This window comes from Aquitalea sp. FG25 (assembly GCF_057809375.1).
This window is the reverse complement of the sequence record NZ_JBMDJV010000003.1, coordinates 158,089-181,734: the sequence shown is the minus strand read 5'-3', so window position 1 is coordinate 181,734 and position 23,646 is coordinate 158,089. Positions and strand designations below refer to the sequence as shown.

52 protein-coding genes are annotated in these 23,646 nt (G+C 52.3%); 8 read left to right on the top strand and 44 right to left on the bottom strand.

What is annotated here, in order from left to right:
* Positions 1-113: 113 nt before the first annotated feature.
* From ACODR9_RS04380 to ACODR9_RS04300, 17 genes are all read right to left on the bottom strand, one after another.
* Complete coding sequence (locus tag ACODR9_RS04380; protein ID WP_488807810.1) at positions 114-515, bottom strand: hypothetical protein; 402 nt, start codon at positions 513-515, stop codon at positions 114-116.
* A 41-nt stretch (positions 516-556) separates the two neighbouring features.
* Positions 557-922, bottom strand: coding sequence for a hypothetical protein (locus ACODR9_RS04375; RefSeq protein WP_488807809.1), 366 nt, complete (start codon positions 920-922; stop codon positions 557-559).
* Between the two features lie 12 nt (positions 923-934).
* Positions 935-1,669, bottom strand: coding sequence for an ATP-grasp domain-containing protein (locus tag ACODR9_RS04370; RefSeq protein ID WP_488807808.1), 735 nt, complete (start codon positions 1,667-1,669; stop codon positions 935-937).
* A 344-nt stretch (positions 1,670-2,013) separates the two neighbouring features.
* Positions 2,014-2,439 (bottom strand): hypothetical protein, encoded by a 426-nt coding sequence (locus tag ACODR9_RS04365; RefSeq protein ID WP_488807807.1) that lies wholly within the window; start codon positions 2,437-2,439, stop codon positions 2,014-2,016.
* A gap of 50 nt (positions 2,440-2,489) precedes the next feature.
* The gene (locus ACODR9_RS04360) at positions 2,490-2,999 is read right to left on the bottom strand and encodes a P-loop NTPase family protein (protein ID WP_488807806.1); all 510 of its coding nucleotides are present in this window, start codon (positions 2,997-2,999) and stop codon (positions 2,490-2,492) included.
* Between the two features lie 60 nt (positions 3,000-3,059).
* Positions 3,060-3,281, bottom strand: coding sequence for a hypothetical protein (locus ACODR9_RS04355; RefSeq protein WP_488807805.1), 222 nt, complete (start codon positions 3,279-3,281; stop codon positions 3,060-3,062).
* A 100-nt stretch (positions 3,282-3,381) separates the two neighbouring features.
* On the bottom strand, positions 3,382-3,609 hold the full coding sequence (locus ACODR9_RS04350) for a hypothetical protein (protein ID WP_488807804.1): 228 nt from the start codon (positions 3,607-3,609) through the stop codon (positions 3,382-3,384).
* The gene (locus ACODR9_RS04345; RefSeq protein ID WP_488807803.1) at positions 3,602-3,799 is read right to left on the bottom strand and encodes a hypothetical protein; all 198 of its coding nucleotides are present in this window, start codon (positions 3,797-3,799) and stop codon (positions 3,602-3,604) included. Before ACODR9_RS04345 ends, ACODR9_RS04350 begins: the two co-directional genes overlap by 8 nt.
* Positions 3,800-3,830: 31 nt before the next feature.
* A complete protein-coding gene (locus tag ACODR9_RS04340; RefSeq protein WP_488807802.1) occupies positions 3,831-4,172 on the bottom strand; it encodes a hypothetical protein in 342 nt (113 codons plus the stop codon).
* Between the two features lie 482 nt (positions 4,173-4,654).
* Complete coding sequence (locus tag ACODR9_RS04335) at positions 4,655-4,837, bottom strand: hypothetical protein (protein WP_488807801.1); 183 nt, start codon at positions 4,835-4,837, stop codon at positions 4,655-4,657.
* 13 nt (positions 4,838-4,850) lie between these two features.
* A complete protein-coding gene (locus tag ACODR9_RS04330; protein ID WP_488807800.1) occupies positions 4,851-5,111 on the bottom strand; it encodes a hypothetical protein in 261 nt (86 codons plus the stop codon).
* A 141-nt stretch (positions 5,112-5,252) separates the two neighbouring features.
* The gene (locus ACODR9_RS04325; RefSeq protein ID WP_488807799.1) at positions 5,253-5,528 is read right to left on the bottom strand and encodes a hypothetical protein; all 276 of its coding nucleotides are present in this window, start codon (positions 5,526-5,528) and stop codon (positions 5,253-5,255) included.
* Positions 5,529-5,593: 65 nt separating this feature from the next.
* Positions 5,594-5,791, bottom strand: a complete 198-nt coding sequence (locus ACODR9_RS04320) for a hypothetical protein (RefSeq protein WP_488807798.1) — start codon at positions 5,789-5,791, stop codon at positions 5,594-5,596.
* A 180-nt stretch (positions 5,792-5,971) separates the two neighbouring features.
* Complete coding sequence (locus ACODR9_RS04315; RefSeq protein ID WP_488807797.1) at positions 5,972-6,283, bottom strand: hypothetical protein; 312 nt, start codon at positions 6,281-6,283, stop codon at positions 5,972-5,974.
* 20 nt (positions 6,284-6,303) lie between these two features.
* Positions 6,304-6,591 carry a hypothetical protein gene (locus tag ACODR9_RS04310; protein ID WP_488807796.1) on the bottom strand — a complete coding sequence of 96 codons (288 nt, stop codon included), beginning with the start codon at positions 6,589-6,591 and terminating at the stop codon, positions 6,304-6,306.
* Positions 6,592-6,976: 385 nt separating this feature from the next.
* Positions 6,977-7,306: a hypothetical protein gene (locus ACODR9_RS04305; RefSeq protein ID WP_488807795.1), complete on the bottom strand. Its 330-nt coding sequence runs from the start codon at positions 7,304-7,306 to the stop codon at positions 6,977-6,979.
* A gap of 130 nt (positions 7,307-7,436) precedes the next feature.
* Positions 7,437-7,769 (bottom strand): hypothetical protein, encoded by a 333-nt coding sequence (locus ACODR9_RS04300; RefSeq protein ID WP_488807794.1) that lies wholly within the window; start codon positions 7,767-7,769, stop codon positions 7,437-7,439.
* Positions 7,770-7,887: 118 nt separating this feature from the next.
* On the opposite strand from ACODR9_RS04300, the gene ACODR9_RS04295 reads away from it, so the two are divergent.
* Entirely contained in the window at positions 7,888-8,175 is a 288-nt protein-coding gene (locus ACODR9_RS04295; protein ID WP_488807793.1) for a hypothetical protein, read from the top strand.
* A 750-nt stretch (positions 8,176-8,925) separates the two neighbouring features.
* Here the strand turns inward: ACODR9_RS04295 and ACODR9_RS04290 are convergent.
* From ACODR9_RS04290 to ACODR9_RS04170, 25 genes are all read right to left on the bottom strand, one after another.
* Positions 8,926-9,099 carry a hypothetical protein gene (locus tag ACODR9_RS04290; RefSeq protein ID WP_488807792.1) on the bottom strand — a complete coding sequence of 58 codons (174 nt, stop codon included), beginning with the start codon at positions 9,097-9,099 and terminating at the stop codon, positions 8,926-8,928.
* A gap of 239 nt (positions 9,100-9,338) precedes the next feature.
* Complete coding sequence (locus tag ACODR9_RS04285; protein WP_488807791.1) at positions 9,339-9,629, bottom strand: hypothetical protein; 291 nt, start codon at positions 9,627-9,629, stop codon at positions 9,339-9,341.
* A gap of 22 nt (positions 9,630-9,651) precedes the next feature.
* Positions 9,652-10,146 (bottom strand): hypothetical protein, encoded by a 495-nt coding sequence (locus ACODR9_RS04280; protein WP_488807790.1) that lies wholly within the window; start codon positions 10,144-10,146, stop codon positions 9,652-9,654.
* Between the two features lie 67 nt (positions 10,147-10,213).
* Positions 10,214-10,462, bottom strand: a complete 249-nt coding sequence (locus tag ACODR9_RS04275) for a hypothetical protein (protein WP_488807789.1) — start codon at positions 10,460-10,462, stop codon at positions 10,214-10,216.
* Positions 10,463-10,504: 42 nt separating this feature from the next.
* Positions 10,505-11,083 carry a hypothetical protein gene (locus ACODR9_RS04270; protein ID WP_488807788.1) on the bottom strand — a complete coding sequence of 193 codons (579 nt, stop codon included), beginning with the start codon at positions 11,081-11,083 and terminating at the stop codon, positions 10,505-10,507.
* A 55-nt stretch (positions 11,084-11,138) separates the two neighbouring features.
* Positions 11,139-11,294 (bottom strand): hypothetical protein, encoded by a 156-nt coding sequence (locus ACODR9_RS04265; protein ID WP_488807787.1) that lies wholly within the window; start codon positions 11,292-11,294, stop codon positions 11,139-11,141.
* Positions 11,295-11,601: 307 nt separating this feature from the next.
* Positions 11,602-11,826: a hypothetical protein gene (locus tag ACODR9_RS04260; RefSeq protein WP_488807786.1), complete on the bottom strand. Its 225-nt coding sequence runs from the start codon at positions 11,824-11,826 to the stop codon at positions 11,602-11,604.
* A 305-nt stretch (positions 11,827-12,131) separates the two neighbouring features.
* A complete protein-coding gene (locus tag ACODR9_RS04255) occupies positions 12,132-12,428 on the bottom strand; it encodes a hypothetical protein (protein WP_488807785.1) in 297 nt (98 codons plus the stop codon).
* A 19-nt stretch (positions 12,429-12,447) separates the two neighbouring features.
* Positions 12,448-12,681 carry a hypothetical protein gene (locus ACODR9_RS04250; protein ID WP_488807784.1) on the bottom strand — a complete coding sequence of 78 codons (234 nt, stop codon included), beginning with the start codon at positions 12,679-12,681 and terminating at the stop codon, positions 12,448-12,450.
* A 31-nt stretch (positions 12,682-12,712) separates the two neighbouring features.
* The gene (locus tag ACODR9_RS04245) at positions 12,713-13,024 is read right to left on the bottom strand and encodes a hypothetical protein (RefSeq protein ID WP_488807783.1); all 312 of its coding nucleotides are present in this window, start codon (positions 13,022-13,024) and stop codon (positions 12,713-12,715) included.
* Between the two features lie 35 nt (positions 13,025-13,059).
* On the bottom strand, positions 13,060-13,284 hold the full coding sequence (locus ACODR9_RS04240) for a hypothetical protein (protein WP_488807782.1): 225 nt from the start codon (positions 13,282-13,284) through the stop codon (positions 13,060-13,062).
* Positions 13,285-13,380: 96 nt separating this feature from the next.
* Positions 13,381-13,554 carry a hypothetical protein gene (locus ACODR9_RS04235; RefSeq protein WP_488807781.1) on the bottom strand — a complete coding sequence of 58 codons (174 nt, stop codon included), beginning with the start codon at positions 13,552-13,554 and terminating at the stop codon, positions 13,381-13,383.
* Positions 13,555-13,626: 72 nt separating this feature from the next.
* Positions 13,627-13,914 (bottom strand): hypothetical protein, encoded by a 288-nt coding sequence (locus ACODR9_RS04230; protein WP_488807780.1) that lies wholly within the window; start codon positions 13,912-13,914, stop codon positions 13,627-13,629.
* A gap of 81 nt (positions 13,915-13,995) precedes the next feature.
* Positions 13,996-14,214 (bottom strand): TrfB-related DNA-binding protein, encoded by a 219-nt coding sequence (locus ACODR9_RS04225; RefSeq protein WP_488807779.1) that lies wholly within the window; start codon positions 14,212-14,214, stop codon positions 13,996-13,998.
* A 25-nt stretch (positions 14,215-14,239) separates the two neighbouring features.
* Complete coding sequence (locus ACODR9_RS04220) at positions 14,240-14,608, bottom strand: hypothetical protein (protein WP_488807778.1); 369 nt, start codon at positions 14,606-14,608, stop codon at positions 14,240-14,242.
* A complete protein-coding gene (locus ACODR9_RS04215) occupies positions 14,605-14,907 on the bottom strand; it encodes a type II toxin-antitoxin system RelE family toxin (protein ID WP_488807777.1) in 303 nt (100 codons plus the stop codon). The genes ACODR9_RS04220 and ACODR9_RS04215 overlap by 4 nt, the downstream gene beginning before the upstream one ends.
* Positions 14,897-15,148, bottom strand: coding sequence for a type II toxin-antitoxin system prevent-host-death family antitoxin (locus tag ACODR9_RS04210; protein WP_488807776.1), 252 nt, complete (start codon positions 15,146-15,148; stop codon positions 14,897-14,899). Before ACODR9_RS04210 ends, ACODR9_RS04215 begins: the two co-directional genes overlap by 11 nt.
* An 89-nt stretch (positions 15,149-15,237) precedes the next feature.
* Positions 15,238-15,786: a tyrosine-type recombinase/integrase gene (locus tag ACODR9_RS04205; RefSeq protein ID WP_488807775.1), complete on the bottom strand. Its 549-nt coding sequence runs from the start codon at positions 15,784-15,786 to the stop codon at positions 15,238-15,240.
* A complete protein-coding gene (locus ACODR9_RS04200; RefSeq protein WP_488807774.1) occupies positions 15,783-16,019 on the bottom strand; it encodes a hypothetical protein in 237 nt (78 codons plus the stop codon). The genes ACODR9_RS04205 and ACODR9_RS04200 overlap by 4 nt, the downstream gene beginning before the upstream one ends.
* A gap of 20 nt (positions 16,020-16,039) precedes the next feature.
* A complete protein-coding gene (locus ACODR9_RS04195) occupies positions 16,040-16,351 on the bottom strand; it encodes a hypothetical protein (protein ID WP_488807773.1) in 312 nt (103 codons plus the stop codon).
* A gap of 167 nt (positions 16,352-16,518) precedes the next feature.
* The gene (locus ACODR9_RS04190) at positions 16,519-16,803 is read right to left on the bottom strand and encodes a hypothetical protein (protein WP_488807772.1); all 285 of its coding nucleotides are present in this window, start codon (positions 16,801-16,803) and stop codon (positions 16,519-16,521) included.
* A gap of 67 nt (positions 16,804-16,870) precedes the next feature.
* The gene (locus ACODR9_RS04185) at positions 16,871-17,038 is read right to left on the bottom strand and encodes a hypothetical protein (RefSeq protein ID WP_488807771.1); all 168 of its coding nucleotides are present in this window, start codon (positions 17,036-17,038) and stop codon (positions 16,871-16,873) included.
* Positions 17,039-17,380: 342 nt separating this feature from the next.
* A complete protein-coding gene (locus tag ACODR9_RS04180) occupies positions 17,381-18,352 on the bottom strand; it encodes a virulence RhuM family protein/type II toxin-antitoxin system death-on-curing family toxin (protein WP_488807770.1) in 972 nt (323 codons plus the stop codon).
* Between the two features lie 6 nt (positions 18,353-18,358).
* Positions 18,359-18,736 carry a hypothetical protein gene (locus tag ACODR9_RS04175; protein WP_488807769.1) on the bottom strand — a complete coding sequence of 126 codons (378 nt, stop codon included), beginning with the start codon at positions 18,734-18,736 and terminating at the stop codon, positions 18,359-18,361.
* Positions 18,737-18,762: 26 nt separating this feature from the next.
* Positions 18,763-19,446 (bottom strand): tyrosine-type recombinase/integrase, encoded by a 684-nt coding sequence (locus tag ACODR9_RS04170; protein ID WP_488807768.1) that lies wholly within the window; start codon positions 19,444-19,446, stop codon positions 18,763-18,765.
* Positions 19,447-19,835: 389 nt separating this feature from the next.
* Between ACODR9_RS04170 and ACODR9_RS04165 the strand changes: the two genes are divergently transcribed.
* The 7 genes from ACODR9_RS04165 (at position 19,836) to ACODR9_RS04135 (ending at position 22,668) form a co-directional block, all read left to right on the top strand.
* Positions 19,836-20,030: a hypothetical protein gene (locus ACODR9_RS04165; protein WP_488807767.1), complete on the top strand. Its 195-nt coding sequence runs from the start codon at positions 19,836-19,838 to the stop codon at positions 20,028-20,030.
* 18 nt (positions 20,031-20,048) lie between these two features.
* The gene (locus ACODR9_RS04160; RefSeq protein WP_488807766.1) at positions 20,049-20,471 is read left to right on the top strand and encodes a hypothetical protein; all 423 of its coding nucleotides are present in this window, start codon (positions 20,049-20,051) and stop codon (positions 20,469-20,471) included.
* Positions 20,471-21,286: a hypothetical protein gene (locus ACODR9_RS04155; RefSeq protein ID WP_488807765.1), complete on the top strand. Its 816-nt coding sequence runs from the start codon at positions 20,471-20,473 to the stop codon at positions 21,284-21,286. The genes ACODR9_RS04160 and ACODR9_RS04155 overlap by 1 nt, the downstream gene beginning before the upstream one ends.
* On the top strand, positions 21,286-21,663 hold the full coding sequence (locus tag ACODR9_RS04150; RefSeq protein WP_488807764.1) for a hypothetical protein: 378 nt from the start codon (positions 21,286-21,288) through the stop codon (positions 21,661-21,663). The genes ACODR9_RS04155 and ACODR9_RS04150 overlap by 1 nt, the downstream gene beginning before the upstream one ends.
* 4 nt (positions 21,664-21,667) lie before the next feature.
* The gene (locus ACODR9_RS04145) at positions 21,668-21,991 is read left to right on the top strand and encodes a hypothetical protein (RefSeq protein ID WP_488807763.1); all 324 of its coding nucleotides are present in this window, start codon (positions 21,668-21,670) and stop codon (positions 21,989-21,991) included.
* Positions 21,992-22,225: 234 nt separating this feature from the next.
* Positions 22,226-22,498 carry a hypothetical protein gene (locus ACODR9_RS04140; RefSeq protein WP_488807762.1) on the top strand — a complete coding sequence of 91 codons (273 nt, stop codon included), beginning with the start codon at positions 22,226-22,228 and terminating at the stop codon, positions 22,496-22,498.
* Positions 22,468-22,668: a hypothetical protein gene (locus ACODR9_RS04135; protein WP_488807761.1), complete on the top strand. Its 201-nt coding sequence runs from the start codon at positions 22,468-22,470 to the stop codon at positions 22,666-22,668. Before ACODR9_RS04140 ends, ACODR9_RS04135 begins: the two co-directional genes overlap by 31 nt.
* Positions 22,669-22,794: 126 nt before the next feature.
* On the opposite strand, the gene ACODR9_RS04130 is transcribed toward ACODR9_RS04135, so the two are convergent.
* Positions 22,795-22,971 carry a hypothetical protein gene (locus ACODR9_RS04130; protein ID WP_488807760.1) on the bottom strand — a complete coding sequence of 59 codons (177 nt, stop codon included), beginning with the start codon at positions 22,969-22,971 and terminating at the stop codon, positions 22,795-22,797.
* A 44-nt stretch (positions 22,972-23,015) separates the two neighbouring features.
* On the bottom strand, positions 23,016-23,567 hold the full coding sequence (locus ACODR9_RS04125; RefSeq protein WP_488807759.1) for a hypothetical protein: 552 nt from the start codon (positions 23,565-23,567) through the stop codon (positions 23,016-23,018).
* Positions 23,568-23,646 lie beyond the last annotated feature (79 nt).

The window sequence follows — 23,646 nt, the reverse complement described above, 5'->3', positions numbered from 1 at the left end:
GTCTCTATCACACCACAGAAAAGTAGCGTCCAACCGATACGATACTGAGAAACAATATAGATGCAACCTCAATACGTATTTAACCAATCTGGGAATCAGGCTTTGGATATAACCTAAAAACTCAATAATGAAACATCTACATCTTTAAGTTCGTCATCACATGCACCTGGAAAGCCATCAGGCCACCCATCAAGATTTGCACGAACATATGAATCAAGGCTTTCATCAACCATAGCCGAGGGTTGAAAACTGCCATGACGGTGAACTACTCCGTGACGAAGTTCTGAAAGTACTGTTCCGATAAGATAACCACGATAATAAAGTCTTGCACCATAGAAGCTCAAAGGAGGAATCTTGTATTTGAAACCTGGAATATGGACTTGCTCTTTGATTCCTCCTGCCGATAATTCATAAATTCTCAATGTATAGCCACTAACATCTGAACTAAGAAGAAGTTCATAGGTATAATTCAGGCCATTGCGAGATACTGAAAATTTGAATTCATAGGTATACATTCTGCATCCTTCACGAAAAAATAGTCGCCTTTTGCCATCAATTAGTCTGTCTTTGCCTTCGATATGTGTGACTCGACAATCCTAAAGTGACGAACAAACTGCCCAATATTGCGGGGGTAGACACCATGATACCTATCGCCCTGGGGATCGATCGCATGCCGGTAGGTTGTAGTGGCCACTTCCGAGATCTCCACAGAGGCACCCAATCCAAACACTAGCACCTCCATTTGCTCACGACCCACAAGGGTGACCATCGCAGCAAATGGATCGGTTTCAGTATTGCCACCCTCAATGTAATCAGCCAGGCTACGCAGCCGCTCACCGATACGCTTACGACTCTTCTGCTGGGCGATGATTTGCCGGCTTTCGTTGTTCAGCCTTGTGATGTTGTCGTCTTGAGAGTCCATGATTCCTGATCGCTATCCTGTTGCGAGCTGATCCCAGCGATCTTGCAGCATGGCTATATAGGTTTGTCCGTCAATGCCATACGCCCCGATAGCGAAACCATCATTCATTTCAACCAATGCGGTCTTGCCGCCGGCCAAAACGCCAAAATCCACTGCATAACTCCTTGGTGATTCCGGTTTTTCTGCTAGACGCTCTACCGCCATCTGAACCTGGTCAACATCGAGCCTTATTGACGCGTCACCTACGTAATGCGCAATGAAGCGCACCTCTCCTCGCACAACATACACCCGCCATTCGCTAAGCCACTTCACGGGCTCACTGCACCAGACGGGTTCCCGAAGTGGAACGCCTTGAAGCCTCCAATCACGCTCATGCTCGATGACGATACCGGTGAATCTCTTCGCCCGCAACGCCGGTTTTACGAAGACAGCGCCCTGTCCATACTCTACACATTCGAGAACGTGCCTGAGTGTTGAACGCCAGACTCGTCGGTGTAAAAACTCAGCCAGCGCAGCCGGGTAGGAATTAATGAGTGGCAGACTGATCCCGCATTGATTGAGTGCAGCGGCCATAAAATCTATCCCGCCGACAGCAAGAGCAACATTTGTTGCATCACGTCGTCTACGCCGCACCTGGGATAAAGACGCGATTGCAAACGCCTGCCCATTGGCCTTGAGTGTTTCTGCTACCAGCGACTCTTCGGGATCCAAACGGAAGCCGGATTTATGTTCAATCAGTACGATCATTGCACTCTCTATCAAGAGATTTCGCGCAGTCATTGGCTGAAGCCACAAAGATTAGTGCTTGATTCGGTGTATTCGCCCGCACAGCAGTCTCAGCAGCCGCTAAGTACAGTGCTCCGGCTTTTACTAAGTTCCGCTGTCGCTCTTTCGGCTTCCACCACTTGGGATCCCACGGCCAATCCTTGGGTAGCGGCGCATCAGCTGCAAGTGCCTCCTGGTAGCAAAATGCCGCCCTGGCTAGAAGGTCAGACCCATGTTTATCGTCATGCTCCGGGGACCAGCCCTCGACATCAATTTGCCGCTGTCTTTCTTGCCGAATTAGCTCGATGGCTGGCATGTTCATTCCCCTAATTTTTGTCTGTCAGACCACTTAATACGCTATCAATAACAGCCTTAGCTGTCTCAGTGACAGAAGAGTGAGCATCAGCCTTATCCCTGTGCCCATTATCATCATGAGTCCGAATGATCTTCGGATACTGCGGCAATTGCGCCTGGAACGGGGTGATCATGGCCCGTCCATGCAATTTATTTGTATCGGTCTTGATTACACAAGAAGTGGTGATTAGATAACCCCGATATTCCGTATGAAGCTTTTCATCAAGAGGCTGTTGACTATGGTCATCCTTGGTCTTCATCTGATCAATGCGGGCATAGAGCCTGGAAATCTCACTTTCCATGATGGAATTCTCCTGCTCATTCGCTTCAATCTCGCCAGAGAGGACGGATATCCTTGCAAGAATTTCGTCCTTGGTCATTTCTTCAAGTGTTCGCACGGACATTTTCTCCCAGATTCAACTGCGGTTCTGACAGTCGCCAAACTGCTTCAGTAGCGTCTACCCATTTGATTTACGTAACAAAGGGACCCATCCGTATCACAGACCAAAGTTCCATCCAATGGCAGATCAAAGAGTGAAAAAGCCTCTTTGTTCTGGAACACCAGCACCAGCAGTCGGTGCGTGAATGCACTCGGCACTTTTGAAGTATGTACTGCGATCCGATTGACTAACTCGGGGTCCATTTGCGCCTCATCGACCACCACAACTTCTTCTCCATTCAGTAGAAACATGGGGTAGTGGCCACGAGGATGCTGGCTAGTTACTTCACCGCGAGAAACGCAGTTCTGCAAGCCCCAAGCAAGGCCCTTGCAGTCTATATACGCTGCAGAAACAGACAGGCTTCTTTTGGCATGATCTAGCCACGCATTGATAGCACGGGTTTTCCCGGTGGCGGGACCTCCTATCACGCATAAAACACGAATACCGGGCATTCCCAAACAATTGGCAATATGGTCGGCTAGTGTGGCGGGGTCGTGCATTTTCCGACTTTGTGTCATCCGTGCCTTCCAAAAACAACAGTTCGCCTTTTGCTCAGTATATTCGAAGGCTTCACGGTGTTATTGCAGAACCTGGCTGCACAGCGAGGTCGTTGTCTTAAGCGCTTCTTCTGCGAGGTCTTTATCCCGCGTTGTACTGGCGGGTCGTTCCTGTATTTCTTTGATGGTTGCCCGGCAGATATGCATGCGGCTTTCAGTTCTCAGCCCACTTTGAATGTTCAGCACAGTCAGAAATGCAGTACAGATAGCCAAAAGAACTGCCAGCCCAAGCAGAACGCTCAAGGCACTACCGATCTCCCACGAATTTGTCTTAGCCGTGACGGCCTCCATGATTACGCGTTCGCTCGCTTGTGTAGAATTTTGCAACGGTCAAATCTCCCTATTAGACGCCTCTAAACAGCTGGCCCTGATATGCGATAGCAACCAACTCGGAGCCATCGTCTTGCCCAGTCCAGACACCGAATGGCGTCATGTCATTTCGCTGAGATTCAGCGAGTGCAAGTTGCGTGGCCGACTGCAGGGTTTCGATCTCAGGGTCTGCCACATCGAGCTGAAGCAGCAGGCCTACTTGGTACTTGGTCCTCTGGTGATGATTATCCAAGTCAGCCATGCTTTTGCTCGTTGCGCTTGTGTTCCGACTTGTTGCAATGACAAGACTCGCCCGTTTTACAATCGCCCCAGATAATCCAGAAAACTGCCACGATCAGAAGGAAGGCTCCATCCTCCTTGCCGGCCAGTTCTAAAACAGTGCCGGCCATAACCAGCGCCGCAAATGCGAGTCCCTTACCTATCGAAACCATTGCTTAATCATTACCCCTGAGACAGCCTTGACTAGAAGATGGGTTTGATCGTGACATCCGCACCATCAACGTAAATCGGGATTCCAGAGAGGATGCCAGCAAACGTTGCTTCTCCTGAAAGGGTGTTGATATCAACACCACATGCATCAAGAAAGTCCACAGCCTCCTCCCAGCTAACCGGAGAAGAGGCTTTGAGGTCCCCTCTCTGCACTTCGAAAGTGACATTACCTGGCAGGCCGAAATCACCCGGTTGCGGTGCTCGACAGACTGGCACCGGTGATTCAACTTCGACTTCCCTGCTGTCCGTTAGAGCAAGCGCAGGTTGAGACAAAGGGGCTTTGACATACCCCAATCGTTTGGCAATTCGATCCATGAGATTCATAAAGCTATCTGTGCCCTTCCATTGTCCGTACTGGGCATCACATTCCTACCCATATTCAGCCAATGTAACGAGCCAGAATCTCAAGTCAAATTAATGAGGAAATCATGAAAACCCGCTGAAGCTACTCTTACATCGCGGGGTGTCTCAGACATGAGCTATTTGGTTGCGTGTCCAGAGAATTCACAGGCACCGCTAACTATGCGCTCATAGAAGTTTCCGTTAACTGTTGAGCCATTCCGGTGAAGGTTTCCAACCCGGGAGACTGTAGAAATCCGGCTTGTCACTTTCCAGTATGCCTCGCCGAACAAGCCGGTCTAGGGCCGGCCCAACTTCATCCATGCTATATCCAGAAAGCCCTAAATGATGCGGGGGAACCGTAGCGACGCCGATATGAATGCGCCCGTATTCAGTTGCCCATTGGACAAGTTTTTTCTGGATCGGTCCAAGCCTTGAAGTTATGGGTAATTTACCTGTCACTTTCCCTGACTTACGTAAACACTTCGAGGCCTAACCTGAAGTTCTTCATCGAAGAGAGGATTGCTTTCACTACATCCGATGATGCCGAGCTTATACTTGATCCACTCTTCCATCTGTTCATACGTTGCAGCAGATTGAGGAATTTGAACCTTGAAAGTCACTTCCAATTCGGTTGTCATGTCATTCTTTCCGTTATCGTCGGCCAGCGGCTCGCACAATCGCATCATTGGCGATGGAGGCTGCGATGCGTTCATCAATCGATATATCGGTGACACGGCAGGCCACCGTTTCCAACACATCCGGCGAGCGGCCAAATATCAGGCACGTAACGTTTTCCAGTTGGCCATGTACCATCATCCGGGTAGCAACTGCCTGTACAGCCTGGTATTGGCCGCAGTCGATCATCGCCTCAATGGCTTCAGCCATCATTTTTTGAGCCTTTTCGATTTCCATATTATTCCGTTGGCTACATGGCGGAGCTTTCTTTGGCTCGGCGCTCAACAACATCCACCGATCCCGGTCATTTCATGCCATCAATCACCCCGCCACGTTCGGGTTCTTCGGTCAACTCGGACAACCACTGATTGTATTAGGTCAACTCAAACGAAGCCGGATTCTGTTTGCCTCTTCGAGTCGTTCAAGGATTGCAACTCGCTTGTCCTCATCACTTTGCTGAATATCAAGAAGATTCTTGTCATATGAAAACCAGATCCCTTGCTCCAGCAAATGCTTGTGCTCAGCCTCAGCTACACTCAAATCATGTCGTGCAAGGAAACCGTCTACACCACCGCTCACTATCCTTGCTGCATAGCTTGCTTTGTGCTCATCAACAAACACGTCCTTGCAGAATCTTTCTAACCACTTTTCCATTGCTCTATTCCAAAAGGCTTCCGGCCTTGTACGTGGCGCTTTAGCGCCGGTTTATATTCAGATGGTCAGCGAGCTGTCGTTTGTGACAACCGCCTCTGTTCTGCCAGCCAAACATTAAGCGACTGTTTATTCTCCAGATCGGGAGCCATCAATCCGTGCTCGCGCATGATAACAGACAGCAGAATCGCGGCGTTTTGTGCCATAGTATTCGAATGCATTGTTGCCGATGTTTTCAAATTGTCCGCCTGGAACTGAACGGTCATGCCCCGTCTGCTCGATCTTCAAGTTTGATGGTAATGCTTGCCATTCTTTTACCTCCTGGCTAATAGTCGTTTTCTAGTCGTTTTCAGCAGTAGCCGCAACGTGCGGAACTTCACTTGCCACAGTCGGCAGGTGGTAAAACTCAAGCTCAACAATTGTGGTCCACATGATTTTTTTGTCCGTCAATTCAGTTCGACTGCCTTGCCAGCTACACTGGTTAGCGCTTGGGGATTCTCGTGGGCTCTCGCCCACGTTTCATCCGTAGGGGCGGACAGGTCAGCCGGGGTAGCAAACGGAGGTTGAATGGGTCCGACAAAAAACTCTCCGGGGATCCAATACCGTTGAATAGCGGGGCCATCTTTAATGGCTCGCTCTCCTTTGTAGGTGCCGATCCAAACAAGGCTGGGCATATCCTGTCCCATCTTGTAATACCAATACGCCCCATCATCGACCGGAAAACCCTCAATCTTCAGCGGCTGCGTGTCCATACTCATGTCTATGTTCTTTTCCGGTCTCAGTTAATCGGGACTAACTTGCCGCCATCGATGCGGCACTGTACGAAAGTCCCGTCTGGATTCGTGGCCTTACCGCTCTTCTGGCAAGGGTGGTTGGCAGTGGGATCTGAAGCGAGCTTCCACACATTCTTCGTATGAGCGTCAACGCACATCACCAGTGCGCCGCCCTTCGTTTTGGCCACGGCGTTCAGATTGCGGCACGCGTGTCCTTCAACCGCGACACTCCCAGCAGCCATCGTACCTGTAGCTGCGCTAGCGAGCGCTAGCACCCAAAGAAGTTTCTTCATGGTGTAATTTTCCGATTGAATTACTGGCAGTAGCTCAGTGGGATGTCGCAGCCGCGCTTCAGCAAAGCCGAAGCATGCTCATGAGTCTTCGCCTCAGTCCTGGAAGTGATTCGTTTTGACACTTTACACCCCCCTTCCCTCGTTTGATTCTGTTTCCAGAAGGCACTCTGCTGTTTTCAGCTAGTATTATTTACGAGTTTTTAGCAGAAGCCCGATGCAAGTAGCAATCACAAGTGCTGGGGCACAAAGGGGCCAGTGCCACCATGGGCTCCTGGTATGCTTGTCTCCGATTCTTGAAGCCATAAAGATCATGCTAACAAGCGTCCAAATCACTACCACACCCAAAAGAATGGAGAGGAGCTGGATCATAATCATTCTCCGCGATCTACTTGCACTCGGTTTTTTCAGGGACCCAAGTACCCTTGTCAGTCGTGCCCTGCACAAGAAGTTTGCTCAACAGCACTAAGCAATGGCTGGGGGTGCGACCACCGTTATTCGGTATTTTGGAGTCCACACGAATGATGGCGCGGTTATGATCCTTCGGGTCGTAATACGGATCGTCCACCTTTAGCAGGCTCTTAGTAGCCTCCTTCACAGCAGATTCTTTCATCTGCTGTGCCTCAGTTTGATTCTCAACGAAAGATACGCTTGCGGCATTTGCCGCGAGGTAAGCGCCCGCAAGGGCTACACTCAAAATGATTTGGCTCAGTCTCATACTGGATTCCTTTTTTTGATAGGCTGTTTTGTAGGAAAATCTGTTCCGATCAGTACAGACTGTCGAGGTTAACCTGCTGCACCTTGTCGCAAACTTGGCAGTTTTCAAACGCGCTAATGGCAAATTCCCGCTATTTCAAGTGATGATTCTTCAAGCACCAAGAAGCGATAGCAACGAGCGCAAAGCTAACCAAAAGAAGCACAACGAAACATTCTAGGTAAGGCCCTGGGAAATCCGGGTCTGCCCCTTGCGGCACTAAACCAAAGCGTATGCGCCAAATCGACAGCGTTATACCCACGACAGCTAGCGTGCATATACCGACAATGCTCTTTCCTACCAAGGCAAGGAGAGAATATTGTTTGATTACCGGAAACCATTGATCGATCTTCCGCGTTGCCCAAAGCGCACAAATTGCGCTTACTCCGAACACGATAAGCCCAATAACGATGTTTAGAAGCTCCATGTTCTTTCCCGAGCTAATCGAAACGAGAAGTGCTACTCCATGAATACGTGCGCCCCTTGAACGGCACCTTAAGGTCATTGCCAACAATCTGCTCAGGCCGAACAGGATTTTGGGGTAGATGACCAATCACTTTTCCTGCAACTTGTCCGTGAAGCTCAAGGCAACCCTTGTTGATCACGTTCCTGGCAACCTGGCTATGCACAATGGCTCGGCCTCCTGGCTCAATGATAAGCCCACCAGCCAATTGCCCTTTCGCGACAAGCACACCTCCAGCCAAAACATGCGTGAGGCCTGTTACCTGGGCGATAACCTCTACTTCGCCATCGACGACCAATTTGCCAACATGCTGTTCACTTACTCGGAGCATTACTATTTCCTTGTTATTTTCTCGGCTTTGCCAAGGTGATTACAAAACATCCTCATACTGAACTTCATGCCCTTGCTTGGTCAGAGCAGCAATCTCTCGTGCCACGGCGCGGTATAATTTGGCATGATCCTTGTTTCCGAAAAGGGGACTGCCAGCGGGGTAAGTTGTACCAACCTCCGTTGTAGTAAATCGCATAGATTGCGACATTGTTGTCATACAAGGAGTTGAGCAAGGCGAAAGGTAATCCCTTCCAACATTAGATTCGGCGTTCGAAGCCACCGCATGTATGTGGTGTCGTTGAAGGCCGCCATGTCATGTTGGATACGAGAGTCTCTATCCTCAGGAGAACGCCCCAGCAAGTAATGTTCCTGCAATAATGACGCGAAGCACTCCTGAATTTCTGTCAGCGCATTCTGGCTGACAACCAATGGAACGAAGTTGCTCAGCCCACTTTATAGTTTGGCAGGCTCAGGTTCTCGAATATGGTGCAGCAGCAGTTGCTGTTTTCGTCTTTTGCTAGTTCAAACGCGACCTGATCGCCCGGCTGCGTGAGGCATAGCGCTCTTGCTGACGGGAGAGATTGAGGCTGCGCAAACTGATAAAGAACCAACTCCTCACCTGGCGACACTTCTAATATCAAGTGCACATCGTGGATGAAATGCTCTATGGTATTCCGGGTATTGATGCTTCCCCCAATTCGAAACACTTTCCCAGTGATTCGTTTTGACACTCTACCCCCCCTTCCCTTGTTTGATTCTGATTCCAGAAGGCAATCTGCTGTTTTCCAAACTAACTCTGCCAAATGCCGTTTTCGTCGTATCCGGCTGGCCAAGTAGGTTTGGCCCAATACCGAACAACTTCACCAGCTTCAAGAGAATTGCCGGCAAAGGTTGTCCCTACGGCATATTCACCATCCGCATAGAAGCCAGCCACCATATCGGCAATTCGATTGCCTTCGTCCAAGTGTTGTAAGCGTTTTCCAGCTTTACACACGAAGGGCAAAGGCACTTGGTCCAGTCATGGGCAATTCGCCACCCATCTTTACGAGCCTGCGAGCCGCATTCGCCACGAGTCTCGCCCTGATACTCGGCCTGACCACCAGCCCAAGCCGTACCGGTCTTGCATCTGTTCGGGCAGGACTCCCCATCGCAGTAAAGGTGCAGGCTATATCCTGAAACGATCATGGCTATTTTCCGATCCGATTACTGGCAGTAGCTCAGCGGGATGTCGCAGCCGCGCTTCAGCAAAACCGCAGCATGCTCATGATTCTTCGCCTCTACCCTGGACATGCCAAAAGCCAAATAGGCATCGGTCCCAAACTTGATGGGGGTAGAAGCAGAACGGCCAACCAGCCTAGCTAAATGCTTAGTTGCCTGCTTGCATGCGGCCAATCGCGTTTTCGGAGTTGGCAGGTCGTCAATGATTTGCACCTGGCGTTCGACTTCGTGGCCCTGGTCATTCAGGGCGAGATAAGTAATTTCGCTGTATTTCATGGCAATTATTTTCCGTGAATTCTTAGCTTGAGGCAGTTGTAGGCGACGACCACTCACCCAGAACCAAAATCCCTGCCCGTTCAAGCAGCTCATTGAACTCGGACTTGTTCACAGAGGGTGCCCATTTGAAATCAAACTTTTCCCCCTCGGCATTCGCCCAGCGTGCCAGGTAAACGCGCCAGGAACAGCCTAGCATCAGCGTCTCTTCAAGGATCTCGCCAACGACCCAGGTTCTGTCACCCTTTTCAAGCCCACCTGTAAGCGCCCCATTTTCAGGATTAATATGCACACCAACATAGAAGGCGTCTTCAGGCACGTCCTGGTGCGCATAGATGGCCAACACCGCTTCGGCCATATCTGCCTTCAATTGCGTTCCAATGGGTTCCTGCTTCCGACGGCAGGCAAACTCACCAAAGAACTGCGCTGGTGGCAGCACTTCACAGCCGTTCAGCTCTTGCACCTGCTTGAGGTCAAACTGCCGACCTACCAAGGTTGCCTTCAGAGATAGCATTTGCATGGGTACTTCCTTTTTTTGTCTGCTGGCCGGCGCGGGCGGCACCAAGCCGCGATAATTTTCCGGTGGCTCAGTTAGAGTTAGTGAACCCAACGACAAACAACGCTCCGTTGTCGCTCAAGACGCGAGTCCCTTTAGGCAGCTTGCCGTCATGCGAAGCAACGTAAGCCGCTGAACCTTGAGCCGCAACGTGCTTCCAATTGCTCGCGTCAGCAGTCGCTTGGTCAGCGGCTGATCTCACCACGAATAGCGCTACCAGAGCGGTGATGAATGCCGCAGCCAAAAAGGCATTTAGGGTAAGGGATGCTTTAAGCGTCATGATATTTTCCGTGCCGGAGCAGTCGCAGATTTGTCGATATCACTACGGAGTAGGTATGCCAACATAGCCGTAACGGGCGACCCGTAGTATTTGTCTCGTAAACGTACATACCCAAAGCCAGCCATACTGAATTACCCCAGACTCTCCGTCATAGTAACGATGTGCTTCATCTGAGAGAGTCACCTCATATACAGTCCACGCTTTCACGTTCATCAGCCCTTTTATCAACGAATACACATTTTTGTTTCGCAACTCAGGCGGGAGATACCCAAAATCAGCAGCGATCTTGAGCGCATGAAGGCGACGTGGTGTATCAAGAACGGAGACCATCTCTTCGATCTCCTCGCAATACGAGAAGAACTGCTGAGAATCATCGCTACAACAGCCCCCACCAGGGACTGACAAGCTTTCGACTTCCAGCTCTTCCAAAACATCCCACCAGCGTTCTACTTCAAAACGAGAGAGCCTCCCTTGATCGCTTGGTGCATTCACCATGCTTTCATAATTGCGCATATCGTATCCTCCTCGAAGTCTCCAATAATGAAGTCCATGGCTATTTTCCGAGAGTTTTTTAAATGAAAAGCGCTTTAAGATCAGCGATAGAGCCGACTGATTTGCCATGCGCTCGTTCATCGCCACACGAAATTACCGCTGGGAATTGCGCCTTACGGAGAAACTAACCATTATCGTTTTCTAAGCACCCAAGCGTCGCATACCCGGTTCCGTTTCCCAAGTCTTCATTAACAACGCCACGGTCAACTGCAATCAGTTCTTGTAGATCTCCTGTCAAGGAGTCGAAGTAAATATTTTCTGCGAGATGTACTTTGCTCATAGCTGCCCTTTCCTTCCTATTTCGACTCTGTGGCTGATGCTGGCATTTTCCGGTTGTTGGTTAACGGCCACTGCCGCTGACAGGCAGGGACTGGAATTGTCTGTATCGCCCACCTCCTCGACAATGACTGCAAGGCAGTCCGGTTGATCCTTGGCAGCAAGGGCAATCGATCCACTTGTACACGCCTTGGCCTGTGCCTGCGCAGCGTCGGCATGCTATCGGAGAGACATGCTGGCTTATATCAAGCTTTCCTGCCCCGTGGCAGGACGGACACGTCTCCACTTTGGCTTCCATGGTGTTTTCCGGTCTACTTGAGGGGTTCATACACGCGGCGTGGATCAATCACTTTCACCTTGCCGATATACTCATCCCGCCAGTAGTGATGTTGGTCATGGCCATCGGTGATTTTGACCGAGAGCCGCTTGCCGACTTTCACAATCTCACCCGTTGCGTAGTTGTTGGTGCGGCCACCAGAACGGGTTTTCGTCTCGAATGTGAAATTGACTACTTGACCGACTGCAAACTCTGCCATTGCCGCTCCTTCAACTTTTCCGCCCTAGCGGGCAGTTTCCGGTTATGCGGGGTCAGGGATAAAGCCATCCCCGTGGCACAGCTCGCAGTCACAATCGGGCTCATGCTTGAAAGCACAGTTAGGGCATCCCTGGAACGGGGCCTCATCGATGTGTCGGCGAAGCTCAATCATGTCTTCTGAGTCCGGAGCCCCAACTTCTTGCCGCATTTCGAGTTCTTGCAGTCTCTCAACAGCGGCTTTGTATGCCTCGGCGGTCATCGGTTTGTCAGCCACGTGGGGCTCCTTTCGCATGCGAAACTTTTCGATCACTCGCCTGGCACGATAGCGACATGCTGGAACAGCGAAATCTCAACACCGTTACCTTCGCTGTCCTCGCAGAAAAAGGATTCCCCAATCCACTTACCTTTGGCGATACCACCTTCGGTAAGTACCACACTGTAGGTTGTACCGGACTCACTCCAGCTAAAGTCCACAACTACATTGTTAGCTTCGCCCGTTGGGTCAAAGGTGTCCCAGTAGGTCAGCAGCGGACTATCCACGCGCACCGAGTTGGCTTTGTAGAGCAAAGCAAGAAACGTTGTTACGACTGGATCAAGTTGCATTTTCTTTTCCGTGTAGCGGTTAGTCGGTGCTGCCGGCGCTCTGGCGTGGGTCCGGCTGGCTCCAAATCTCTCCGAGGATGGTACGGCTCAGGGCCGACAGTTCATCCCACGACAGCCTCACCCCACGGCCAGCCTCATAAGCGGCTTTCATTCGATTCAGGGCGTCGTGCGCGGGGCCGATTCCCTCGTGGAATTCCTGAGCCGCTGCCGTCAAGTCGGCTTCATTTGCCACGTAGCCAGCCAGATCGCGCATCACCACTCCTCCCGTTTTCCGCTGGTGAGCTTTACTTGCTACGACTATCGCCCAAGGCGGTCAGCTCAGCGATTCGCGCTTTAGCGATGTCGATTTTCTGCTGCTCTGCTGCGATCAGCCCTGGAATGTCGTTGCCGGCATTCCAGATCGCGACCAGAGTATCCACCTTGGGATCGGGGCCGCACGCCTTCACCGTTTCAGCACCACACACCTTACAGGTGCCACCTCCGCTGTTGCCTTCCCAATACCCGTAATCGTGAATCTTGATATCGGTGCCGCCACACTTCAGACAAGGGGCAACAACCACTTCGCGCTCTACTTGAACAGTTTCAACGACCTTCATGGTCTCGCTCTCCTGTAATTGAATTTTCCGAGGCGTTACCCATTAAACCGGGTGTCAATCTTTCTCGTGTCGAACAGGCAGCGGGCGAACCAACCACACATCAACAGGCCAGTAGCAGCAACAAGCTCTCCTGGTACTCCCCATGTGTGACGCATCGCACCACCAATGATGACCAGTGCTGCTGCGCCAATGCCTTGCAAAGTCGCTTTACGAATAGCGGCCTGTTTTTCATCAACCAGCTTCTTTACATGCGTTTCCATAGAATTTTCCGTTCTGTTTGGCCCATGTGGGGGCTTGAGTCTGCTCGTTGCTGCCGGGACACGCTCGGCCGCGGCCAACAGGCTTTCAGCCTATGCCTACGCAACTACAGGCTGGCTCTCCGCTTGCTTCATTTCATCGATACGGGCATAGAGTTTTTCGATCTCTTTTTCCATAGCGTTGTTCTCCTGCTCATTTGCATCGATTTCAGCAGAGAGTTGGTTGATTCTTACCAGCATCTCTTCTTTGGTCATATTTTCTTGCTGCGACATTTGCCTTTTCTCCAAAATCTTAGCTCCGACATCCGGTCGGCTCGGGCGGACTGGGCCGCAATATTTTCCGATTCAAATGCGGCCAGCCAGGGCCGCTGAAACAAATCCACCAGCAGCCATCGGTGTTCCAGCATGCAGGTAGTCGCGTGCCAGCGCAGTTAGTACCTGTTGCTCGCTCACCCCGGCAGCAGATGCTGCCAAAGACAAGGTCCACGTACCGGCCACTTCTCGAATGAGGTCGGCTTTGTCCTCCGTGCGAACGGAGGAGTGGTGCTGATGCCCCTCGTACAGTTTCTGGACTTGATCCTTCAGCGTTGTGTCAAAGGTCATCAGGGCGGCAGCAGCATTCTTTGCACTCATGGGATTTCTCCTAGCTGGCACGTTGTTGATGGCTTAATAGTAAACCTCTAGGGGTTTACTTGCAACCTATATTTGCGCCTGTCATGCCTGTTGTTGCACAAAGACACGCCGGCCTTCGGCCTCGGCCTCACGATAGCGCCGCACCGTTTTGGACACTGCCGCTTTGCTGATCTTGAAACGTTCAACTGCCTCGGCCTGGCTCATGCCTTCCAGCAACACGGCATGCGCGGCACGACAGGAAGGGCTGTCGGTCTTGCCCCTGGTCATCGTGGTGATGTAGTTGAAGATGTCTTCGGTCAATCTCTGCTCCTGTCTTGTCATGCCCTTACGCTCGCCCCATCGGCGGCCACCGGCCCAAGATTGAGGCCAGCCAACCAATGTACTTTGCAGTCCCCCAAGCGACCGTAACCAACCAGCCCAGCCCGATCACCGCAATAACAGCCACCCAGCCTGGATCACTACCGAACCGGACTGCTAGCCATGCGGCTATGCCTGCCAGAATGCCCATGTAGTTGTACGCGATAAAAAGCCGGACCTTGCCAAAGGCCACACCAGAAATGCCGTCAGGCAGCCCCCAAAACAGCAGGACAGCCCATATCCAACCCTTACTGCGCGTCATGGCGGCAAGGTTGCGCTCGGCTTTTGGGTCAAGTTGCGGCGGCGTCCACGCCAGGTAGTGCCACGGGGTTTTCATTGCTCCCCCTTGCCATCAACCCGCTCCAGTGCTGCCTTGTACGCGGCATTGCGCTCCCGTTTGCCAACGGACAGCACCAGAATCAGAACGCGCTCATCCTGCACCTGGTACACCAAGCGATAGCCGACCGTGCGCAGCTTGATCTTGTACAGATCAGTTCCACCGCTAACCCGTGCGCTAGGTACCCGAGGCACTTCCAGCCGTTCTTTCAGCTTGGCCTTGAACTGCTCGGCAGTCGCACGATCCAGCTTCTTGAACTCGGACAGTGCCTTGGGGTGAAAAACCAGCTCATAGCTCATCCAGCGTCACCTTGACCGGCTGCTCGCCATCATTCAGGCGCTCATTGGCAATGGTGGCCAGATCCATGTCTTCCAAGCGATCGGCAAGTGCCTCCCACACCTCTGGGCTGATGATGTACCCGGCTGGTTTGTTGCGGTTGAGAATGGCCACCGGCTCTGTGGCGGCGGCAGTCAGGATAGCGGCGGGGTTTGCCTTCAGCTCGCTGATGCCGACCGCCTTGTTTGCCAGGATGTTGTGCATGATTAATACCTTTAAGCGTACTTCAAACAGGACTAAGTATAGGGCTTTTTTGGCCTGCCTGCACAGCTCAAGACCAGATAACAGATCTTCTAAATAGCCATTTCGTACATCTCTCGCAACTTCTTCTTTTCGACCTGGATATAAGCAGCCGTCACATCGATGCCACTGTTGTGCCCCAGTAGGATGGCCACCTGCTCCAGTTCCAGACCCTTTTTCAAGAGCGCACTAGCAAACCCTCTGCGCCCGGCATGGCTACTAGAAAAAATACCGGCGGCACGATACAGCTCACGAAATCGGGCCTCTAGCGCATCCGCCGCCCAGTAGTCCATCTTGCGGCCATCCGGCAGCGTTCTGCGCTTACGCACCAACTCGAAACCGCCTCCACGGTGAGTCAAAAGCAACCTGGTATAAGGCATCAGCCCACGGTACTCGCTGGAATCCAGAGAACAGCCAAGCCGGTGTTTCAACCGGTAAGCAAGATAGGTTTCGATGGCGGTACGTAGTTTCGGATTCGTGAGAAACACGACTCGTGCGCTGCAATTTTTGGTTATGGCTGCCCGCAATTGCAACTCGTCGCGCAATCTGCCCATTGGTGTGAGCACGTCCCTCATCTCAAGGCGCGCATTTTCCGCTATCAATCCTGTGACAAGGGGAGCAGGAACAGCAGCCCATCTTTCGGCGTTTCCACGGCCATTTCACCCTCCGCCAAAAGGGTTGTCAGTTTGTTGCCATCTTCATCTTCTACATCAGTGGCAACTTGGGCAGGTCCAACGCTGATCACGTCACACTCCACCGAAAACTCTTGGGTTATGATGCAAACACACCCACGTCTATCGCTATAGGTGCCTGGTGCTGGGTTGATGGATTTCATTGTGCATTCCCGGTTAATCGTTACAGCTTTTGCTTGGACTCTTCCTGGGAGGCTCGAAATACCGCAATAGCATCCGAATCATTGGCAGGTATCGCTCGCTCCATAATGCGCCTAGTTTCAACAATGCTTATATAACCCTTGTGCTGAATAATTGTGTTTACCTCTCCTTTAGTTGCGGGGATCACCAGTAAAAATTGAGTAGTGCGTTGATAGCTTGATGTCGAAAAAACAGAATAAGCTGGGCCAAAAAACAAGAACCACACAAATGCGAACGCAAAAAGAAGGAGCATCGAAACCAGTAGGGGAAACCGCTTTTGCTCAATAAATGTCATGATCTTTCCCGACTATTTGGTTAGATAGGCTGCGAGTAGAAAGCCGATTGCAACGAGGGACAGGATTCCCATTCGAGCCATCCCCCACCGTAGGCCGTGGATGAAATTTCCAACCGCCAGCACTCCACCAATAAAAAACAGCACATGACTCAAATTCATATCGATCTTCACTGTGGCCACTGAATGAGGTGCTGAACCAGCATAGTCCCGGTGAAAATCAACACCCCAACTACGAACATCAACAACTTCGAAACACCGCTGCCAGGCTGTAAAGCTTGAGCTAATAGCCCATTCGATTGGGCTCCTTTTGCTTCGACAGCGGCGGCATAGGTGTCAGCCCATAGCATCAGGGCAGTAAGAACACCGAGAGCAATGGCAGCGACCAGCGAGCCGGATTTGTAGGCAAAGATAGCCAGCCCCAAAACCAACCAGTTCAGAATCTTCCAAATCATGTGGTATTTCCCTCATTATGCCGGCTAACGGCCGTCACGGGCGCTCATGGCGCATTCCCGTGATTAGTTAGCGCTTAATCTTGCGATCAAGTTCTTGACGACGCAGCTCAAGAAGCTTGATTTCGCTCTCAAGAATCTCCTCGTTGCTTTGATTGACTCTCAAGTGAAGAAATTGAAAAGCGGCATACAAGACCAACACAATGATCATGCCAACACAGCCAATGACGAACCCCATACGCTATTCCCCTATACCCAGCCGCCCTGGGCGCTTTTCCGATGGTTATCCAAACGTGTTCTTGATGTTCAAAGTATGAAACATAGTTCGCACAAATGCAATATAGATTAAGAAATATACTTCATGCTTTTGCGCTTTTACCACGTTGCACTTCCGGCAGCGCCCGGATCGCATCGTCGTAGTACAGCGGACGCTCCGCGTCCCGTGCAATCTGGCTCACGCGGGTTTCTGACATAGCCCAGCGCACCGCAAGGGCGCGGTAGGTCCAGCCCTTGCCACGAACTAGCTCTTTGAACTCCTCTGGGGTCATCCTGGCCAGAGGTTGTACGTCAATCCTTACTCTCACAGCGGCCTCGCAAGCATGTTCTCGATCAGTCGGATGATGGTTTCCTTCTGGGGCGGGGCGGATTCGGCCACCAGCAGCGCCAGGGCCGCCAGCCCCACGTCGTTGATTATCGTCTGGCCGTCGCGCAGCAGCGCCCCGTTGCGATGCAGGAAGTCCACGAATAGGAACGCGCCGCTGCGCTTGTTGCCGTCCGCCAGCGGGTGGTTCTTGATGACGAAGTACAGCAGGTGCGCCGCCTTGCTTTCGAGCGTGGCGTAGGCCGGCTGGCCGAACACCGTCTGGTCGAGATTGCCCAGGATGGAGGCGATACCCTCCTCCCGCTCGCGGCCAAACAACTCGCTGGCTTCTCCCCGCGTCATCAGGTCGGCCTTCAAGGTGGCGATGGCGTGCCGGGCCTCCGCAGGCGTCAGAAGTGTGCCGCCAGGCGTCCCTTGCGGCTCAGTCAGCAAGCCCTCGTCGTAGCGCTGCAACAGCAGGAAGGTTTGCGTGTAGCGACTGACGATCTCAACCAGGCCGCGCCCGGCATCGGCGGTCAGCTCGGGTGCTTGGGCGGTTTTCCTGACCAGCGCCAGCGCCGCTTCCAGCTCGGCAGCATTACGCTCAAGCCGGACACGATCCAGTGTCCAGCCTTGGGTCAGGTGGTCGCGCAGCACGCCGGTTGCCCACTGGCGGAATTGCGTGCCACGCCGGGAGTTGACCCGGTAGCCGACGCTGATGATGGCATCGAGGTTGTAGTGCAGCGTCTTATAGTTTTTACCGTCAGCCGCAGTTCGTGCAAAATTTGCACATACTGAACTAGCCTCAAGTTCCTCTTCGAGAAAGATGTTTCGAAGGTGCTTGGAAATCACCGACCGTTCTCGACCAAACAGCTCAGCCATCTGGTCTTGGGTCAGCCATAGGGTATCCCCCTCCAGCCGTACCGTGACCGGCTCACCAGCCTCGTGCTGGTAGATCACCATTTCACTCATGTTCTTCTATACCCTTCCAGTGGGCGGCCACCGGCCAAGAATGGCGGCCAGCCAGCCCACGTATCTTGCGGTGCCCCACACTACAGTCACGAGCCAGCCAAGGCCGATAGTGGCGATCACGGCACCCCAGCCCGTACCAAGCCCAAGCTCCGGGGCAAGCCACGCCAACAGCCAGGCAATCAAGCCGGTGTAGTTGTAGCCAACAAAAACTCTCAGTCTGCCGAACTGGACGGCGGCGCCGTCAGTGACGCCCCAGAAAAGCAAAAGCGCCCACAGCCAGCTTCTGCGCCGCATGAGGCTGGCAAGGTTGTGCTCAGCCTGCCATTCGAGTTTCGGAGGGTGCCACGCCAGGTAATGCCAGGGTGTTTTAATCAGATTAGCCATTTGCATAGTATGAAGTATGTTGCGCACTATAACAATGCGAGTTCATACATGGCGCGAAGCTGCTTTTTCTCGACGTGGATGTAGGCAGACGTTACCTCGGTGTCCTGATGACCGAGCAGAATCGCTACTTGTTCCAGCGACACGCCTTTCTTGAGCAGTGCTGACGCGAAAGAGCGCCGGCCAGCGTGGCTACTGGTCTTGATTCCCGCTGCACGGTAAAGCTCTCTGAATCGAGCCTCCAAGGCGTCTGCGGCCCAATACTCGGCCTTGCGGCCATCAGGCAGAATGCGGCGTTTCTTCACTAGCTCAAAACCTCCGCCCCGGTGCGTCAAGAGCAACTTTGTGAACGGCATCAGCCCGCGCCACTCAGGCGCGGAGAGCACACAGCCAAGCCTGCTGCGCAGCCGATATGAAAGATAGACTTCGAGCGCGTCACGCAACTTCGGATTGGTGAGGAAAATAACCCTGCTGCGGCAGTTCTTTGTCGTTGCTGACCGCAACAACACTTCGTCACGCAACTTGCCACTGCCCTGTACCAGTATGTCCCGCACCTCAAGTCGTGCAGTTTCGGTACAGCGCAAGCCAGCACAATGAGTCAACAAAATGGCAAGGCAATCCCGCTCTGGATGCCGGCTGGTGGCTTGCGTGACGGCGAGAACATGGCGGAGCTGAGAAGGGGTGAGCGTGGGCGCTCGCTTGATCGGTGGCATGTGAACCTCTCTGAATAGTGCCGCTTTGCGGCCATTTCAGAGAGAGCAACGGGATGGCTCTTTTGCAAGAGTATCATCCCGTCTTTCCTCGTGTCCTCGGAAAAACATAATCCGCAATTCAATTCTGGCTGTGCGGATAGCCAGTCATTCGTCAAGCCATTAAAATCCGGTTTGGATATCGAAGAGTGCAATTTTTGTCCGATCAACAAAGTCCTTTCTCTGCGAATAAAGTTCTTTATGTTGTCGGTCAACACAATTCATATGCGATTTCACGGCCGACTTGCATTCCCCCTCTTTTGTCGTAACCTACCTTCACTCTATTGGATAGCCAACTCTCCACCAAACAAATAACCGCAAAGACACAAACCATTCTTGAAAGGAATATAGCCATGTCGTCCGATATATCCCGAATCAAGGCCGTGGTCATGCAGGCCGCCCAATGCCGCTCCGGCATCGTGGAAGTGTACGTGCCCTCCCCTGATGCCCAAGCGGTCGATATCGCCACGTCAGCTGGTCTCATGGAATGGATAGGTAATGGCCTGGCCCGCGTCACCACTGCCGGGATAGAGTACGCTGCCCCTTAACAGAACACTGAACGCAAAATGGCCTACGCACTGACACGCAAAGACATCACAACGATTACCGACCCTGAGACGGCTTTTGGCACCACCCGCCTTCTGCCGGCTCTCGAAGACATCCCGGTAGAGTTCACCCGATCATCGAACTTGTACACCCGGCTTGCCTCGGCGCTGATGTTCAATCACCCCATGCCGGACTGCCATATCGTGTTTCTCGGAGACTTCAAAGACGAACAAGCAGGCCCTGACATCAACCGTTGCGTTCGGGCTCACCTGACATCGTGCAGTCCGGATCATGATCACAAGATCGCGGGTGTGGCCTTCATGATTTCGAAGGTGATGCGACTGGTGCCGCCAGCGGAACCAGAAGCTCCAATCGAAGCCAGCATCCCAAATTGCAGCACGCACACCCCCGGCGACAGCCGTACACCGAAAGGTAGTCTGTAATGGTCCTCGCCGATCACCATCACAAGATCCTCGCCCTTCTCAGCATTGAAGCCGGCTTTGTCACGGGCGATATCGCCAAGAATGTGTACCCCAAGTTCGGACCCGACAACAGGACTCACTCTGCAGCGGTAGGCCGCTGGCTGACCGAACTGGAAGATGCCGGATACGTCAAGAAGATGGATGGCGCGAAACCCCCTTGCTGGCTGAAAGTGGCAGAGGATCAGAACGCAGCATCCGTTGGCATCAATCCGGATACGGCAGAGGAATCGACACCTCCAGAACTTGGGCACCGTCACTGGGTAATGCTTGCCGATATCGTTCAGGACCTGGGCCGCTTGCACCCGGACTATTTAGGCACCAGTAACAGCAACGACCTAGCCACATTGGGGAGAGCAATTCGTGTCGGCCATACCAATGCGGCCGGCTCTTCGACCCTGAGTGATGCCGAAGCGGTCATCAACAAACATGGTTTCAGCCTTCTCTCCCAGTCCTCGGTAGGACAGTGCATCGAGACTGCAGACCAGTTGCTGCGCAATGTGGCCAGCGATGCAGATACTGCGCGAAACAACAACCACGCTAAAGCCTTGGCAAAGGTGGAAGACTCCATCACTGCCATGCAGGCTCTACCCAACCACAACGTCGAGTTCAACTACGGGATGGCCTTGGGTTTGCTGGACGCCTACGTGAGCAGCGAAATGATCACCTGGGAAGAATACAAAGAGGCCTCGGCCCGCTGCACCACAATCCACGATCAGCAAATGCTGGTGATGCGCCGGTCGGGCAATAAGAACTTCATTCTGGAAGGTGACAAATAATGTCCCAGACAACTCACCCATCTACCAAGCCTGTGGCCGGCTCCCCTACCAATATCATCTGGTGGCTTAGCGGCCTGGCACTTGTGATGTTCACCGCCGTGAAGTGGAACCCGTTAGAACGCTTCATGGAGGCCGGCGCGGCTTCCTACTACCAAGCACGGGTTGCCTACGAACGTGGCTCGGCAGACCAGAAGGCCCGGATTCTGGCCGCTTTTTCTGATGGCAAGATCACGCTGCAAGAATACTCCGACGTGGTCTTCCCCCTCTTCGTGAAGGTGGCCCGGGACGGTGAGCCGGTGATGCCCGATTCCGAGATGAAGAAGTCGGTTGAGCAGGAACGCTACGAACTGAAGCAATCCATTCAGAAGAAAAGCTAAGGGCATGGCACGCAAGCACTCCCTCACCGCCCTGGCCATGGCGCTGGGCCTGCTGTCCACGCAAGCCAATGCTGCAGGAGTCCGGAACATGCCGGCGGCACCGAGCAACACAGTGCCACAGGAACTCATACAGGCAGATGGCACATACCTGAGCTACACGGCCAAGATCAGTGATGGCCACACGGTTGTATCGCTCGGGCAGTACGTCCGCCCCCGAGATTGCTTTGCCAGCCTGCAGGCCGCAGAATCTTCACCGGAGTTCCGGCATGCGACCGATGGGAGCGGGTACGTTGAGATGGCCTGCATCGCCATCCGGAACAAGGCCTAGCCATGCGAGAGTTGCGCCGGTGCCCATGGTGCCAATCGGAACCCAAGCTGGATCAGGACGGCGACTCATCCTGGTACGTGGCCTGCAAAGTGTCAGCCTGCCCGGTGATGCCTATCACCAAGCCCTACCGCCACGCCCACCAAGCGCGCATTGCATGGAATAGCACAGGGCCTGCCGATATCTGCCCGACACCCAAGGGCTGACAAGAGCCTGCCCACACGTTAAAGTCCGCTGATGGAAGAAAAAAACACCCTGCGGCAAGCCTTTGCCACGCGAATGAGCATCGTATGTGACCTGCTCCAGATACCGCCTGCCGGAAAAAACCGTCAGGAAGCCTTGGGTACGATGTTTGGTGTTACCCAAAAAGCTGCAAGAAAGTGGCTTGTCGGCGACGGGTATCCCGATACAGCCAAAGGCGTTCAGATTGCCATGCAAGCCAAGGTTTCGTTCGACTGGTTAATGACTGGTCGTGGGAGATGGATATTCAACAATCCGCAGCCATTATAGGTGGCCGGATCGTCGAAAATACCCAAGCAGTGAAGCGTGAAGCGGACTTCGAGAAATGGCTGTTGCAAACCAGCCCAGAACGCCTGGCGAAATTTCTGATATCCAAAAAACCTGACCAAATTCCAGATTTGCTGATTGCCATCGGCAAATCATTGAAGAAGATATCCTAAACACCCTACTCATTCTGCCATCAACATAATTGGTGGCGTTGAGCCGTGTTTCGCGAAGCTACCAAACGAAAAGACCCGTTTCTTGCAAGATGAACGGGGCATTATCGCATACCTTTATGAGCAGCCTCAAAAGGGCTTATCTGACTCGACCAAGCCCAATACAAATAAAACGTATGCACTACCAGACTCATCTTGGCCTGGTGCGGTTTCAAGTAAAACCCATCCCTTCTTTAGAAGGTCATTTACCTCAGAAACACTGACGGTTGACTCCACGCTGCGAACGTTGAATTTATCAATACTCATTAACATTGCTCCTTACTGGTCGAGTCGGGAAAGATTGCGCTTTCTCATGCATTAGTACCTAGCGCATGAGAAAGTAACTTACTAAGTGTTTCTTCCGTTAGTTCGAATCTATCTTGAATATAATCTCCGCTCTCCAAGCCACCAATCACATTGCGTAGCGTGCAGACAGGAGCATATGCAGATTTGGCATCGCCTCGTTTTTCAAGAACAAAGTCAATAACGGCCAGAGCTGGAGCTGTATCACTATAACCGCCGCGCAAAACCAATACTCGACCCAAAGCGCCCAAGGCTGGGCGACATGCCCCTTGCGGCTCCAGAATTACAGTATTCGTCATCATGTCAATCGTGAGTTCCGGTAGTATATGTGGAGTACTCCAGCTCCCCCCATTACAATCATTGTTTTCTGTCGAAAAATTAGCTGCAGACAGCCCGTTTTTTACAAGCCATTCTTTAATTTCTGCGTAGAGACTATTCAGCGCGTCTGCATATCTCTTTCGCATCGCTACAAACAGATCCCTCTCATTACTTTCCATCTGTTTTTTATTATTGATAATTTGCACATTATTTTTCAGAAGCGCTTGCAATTCGGCATTCATCTCTATTTCCTCTAAAATTCAGAAGATCATTACGCATTCAAGCATAAAGTCAAATTTACTGGGTGGATACTGCATTGTT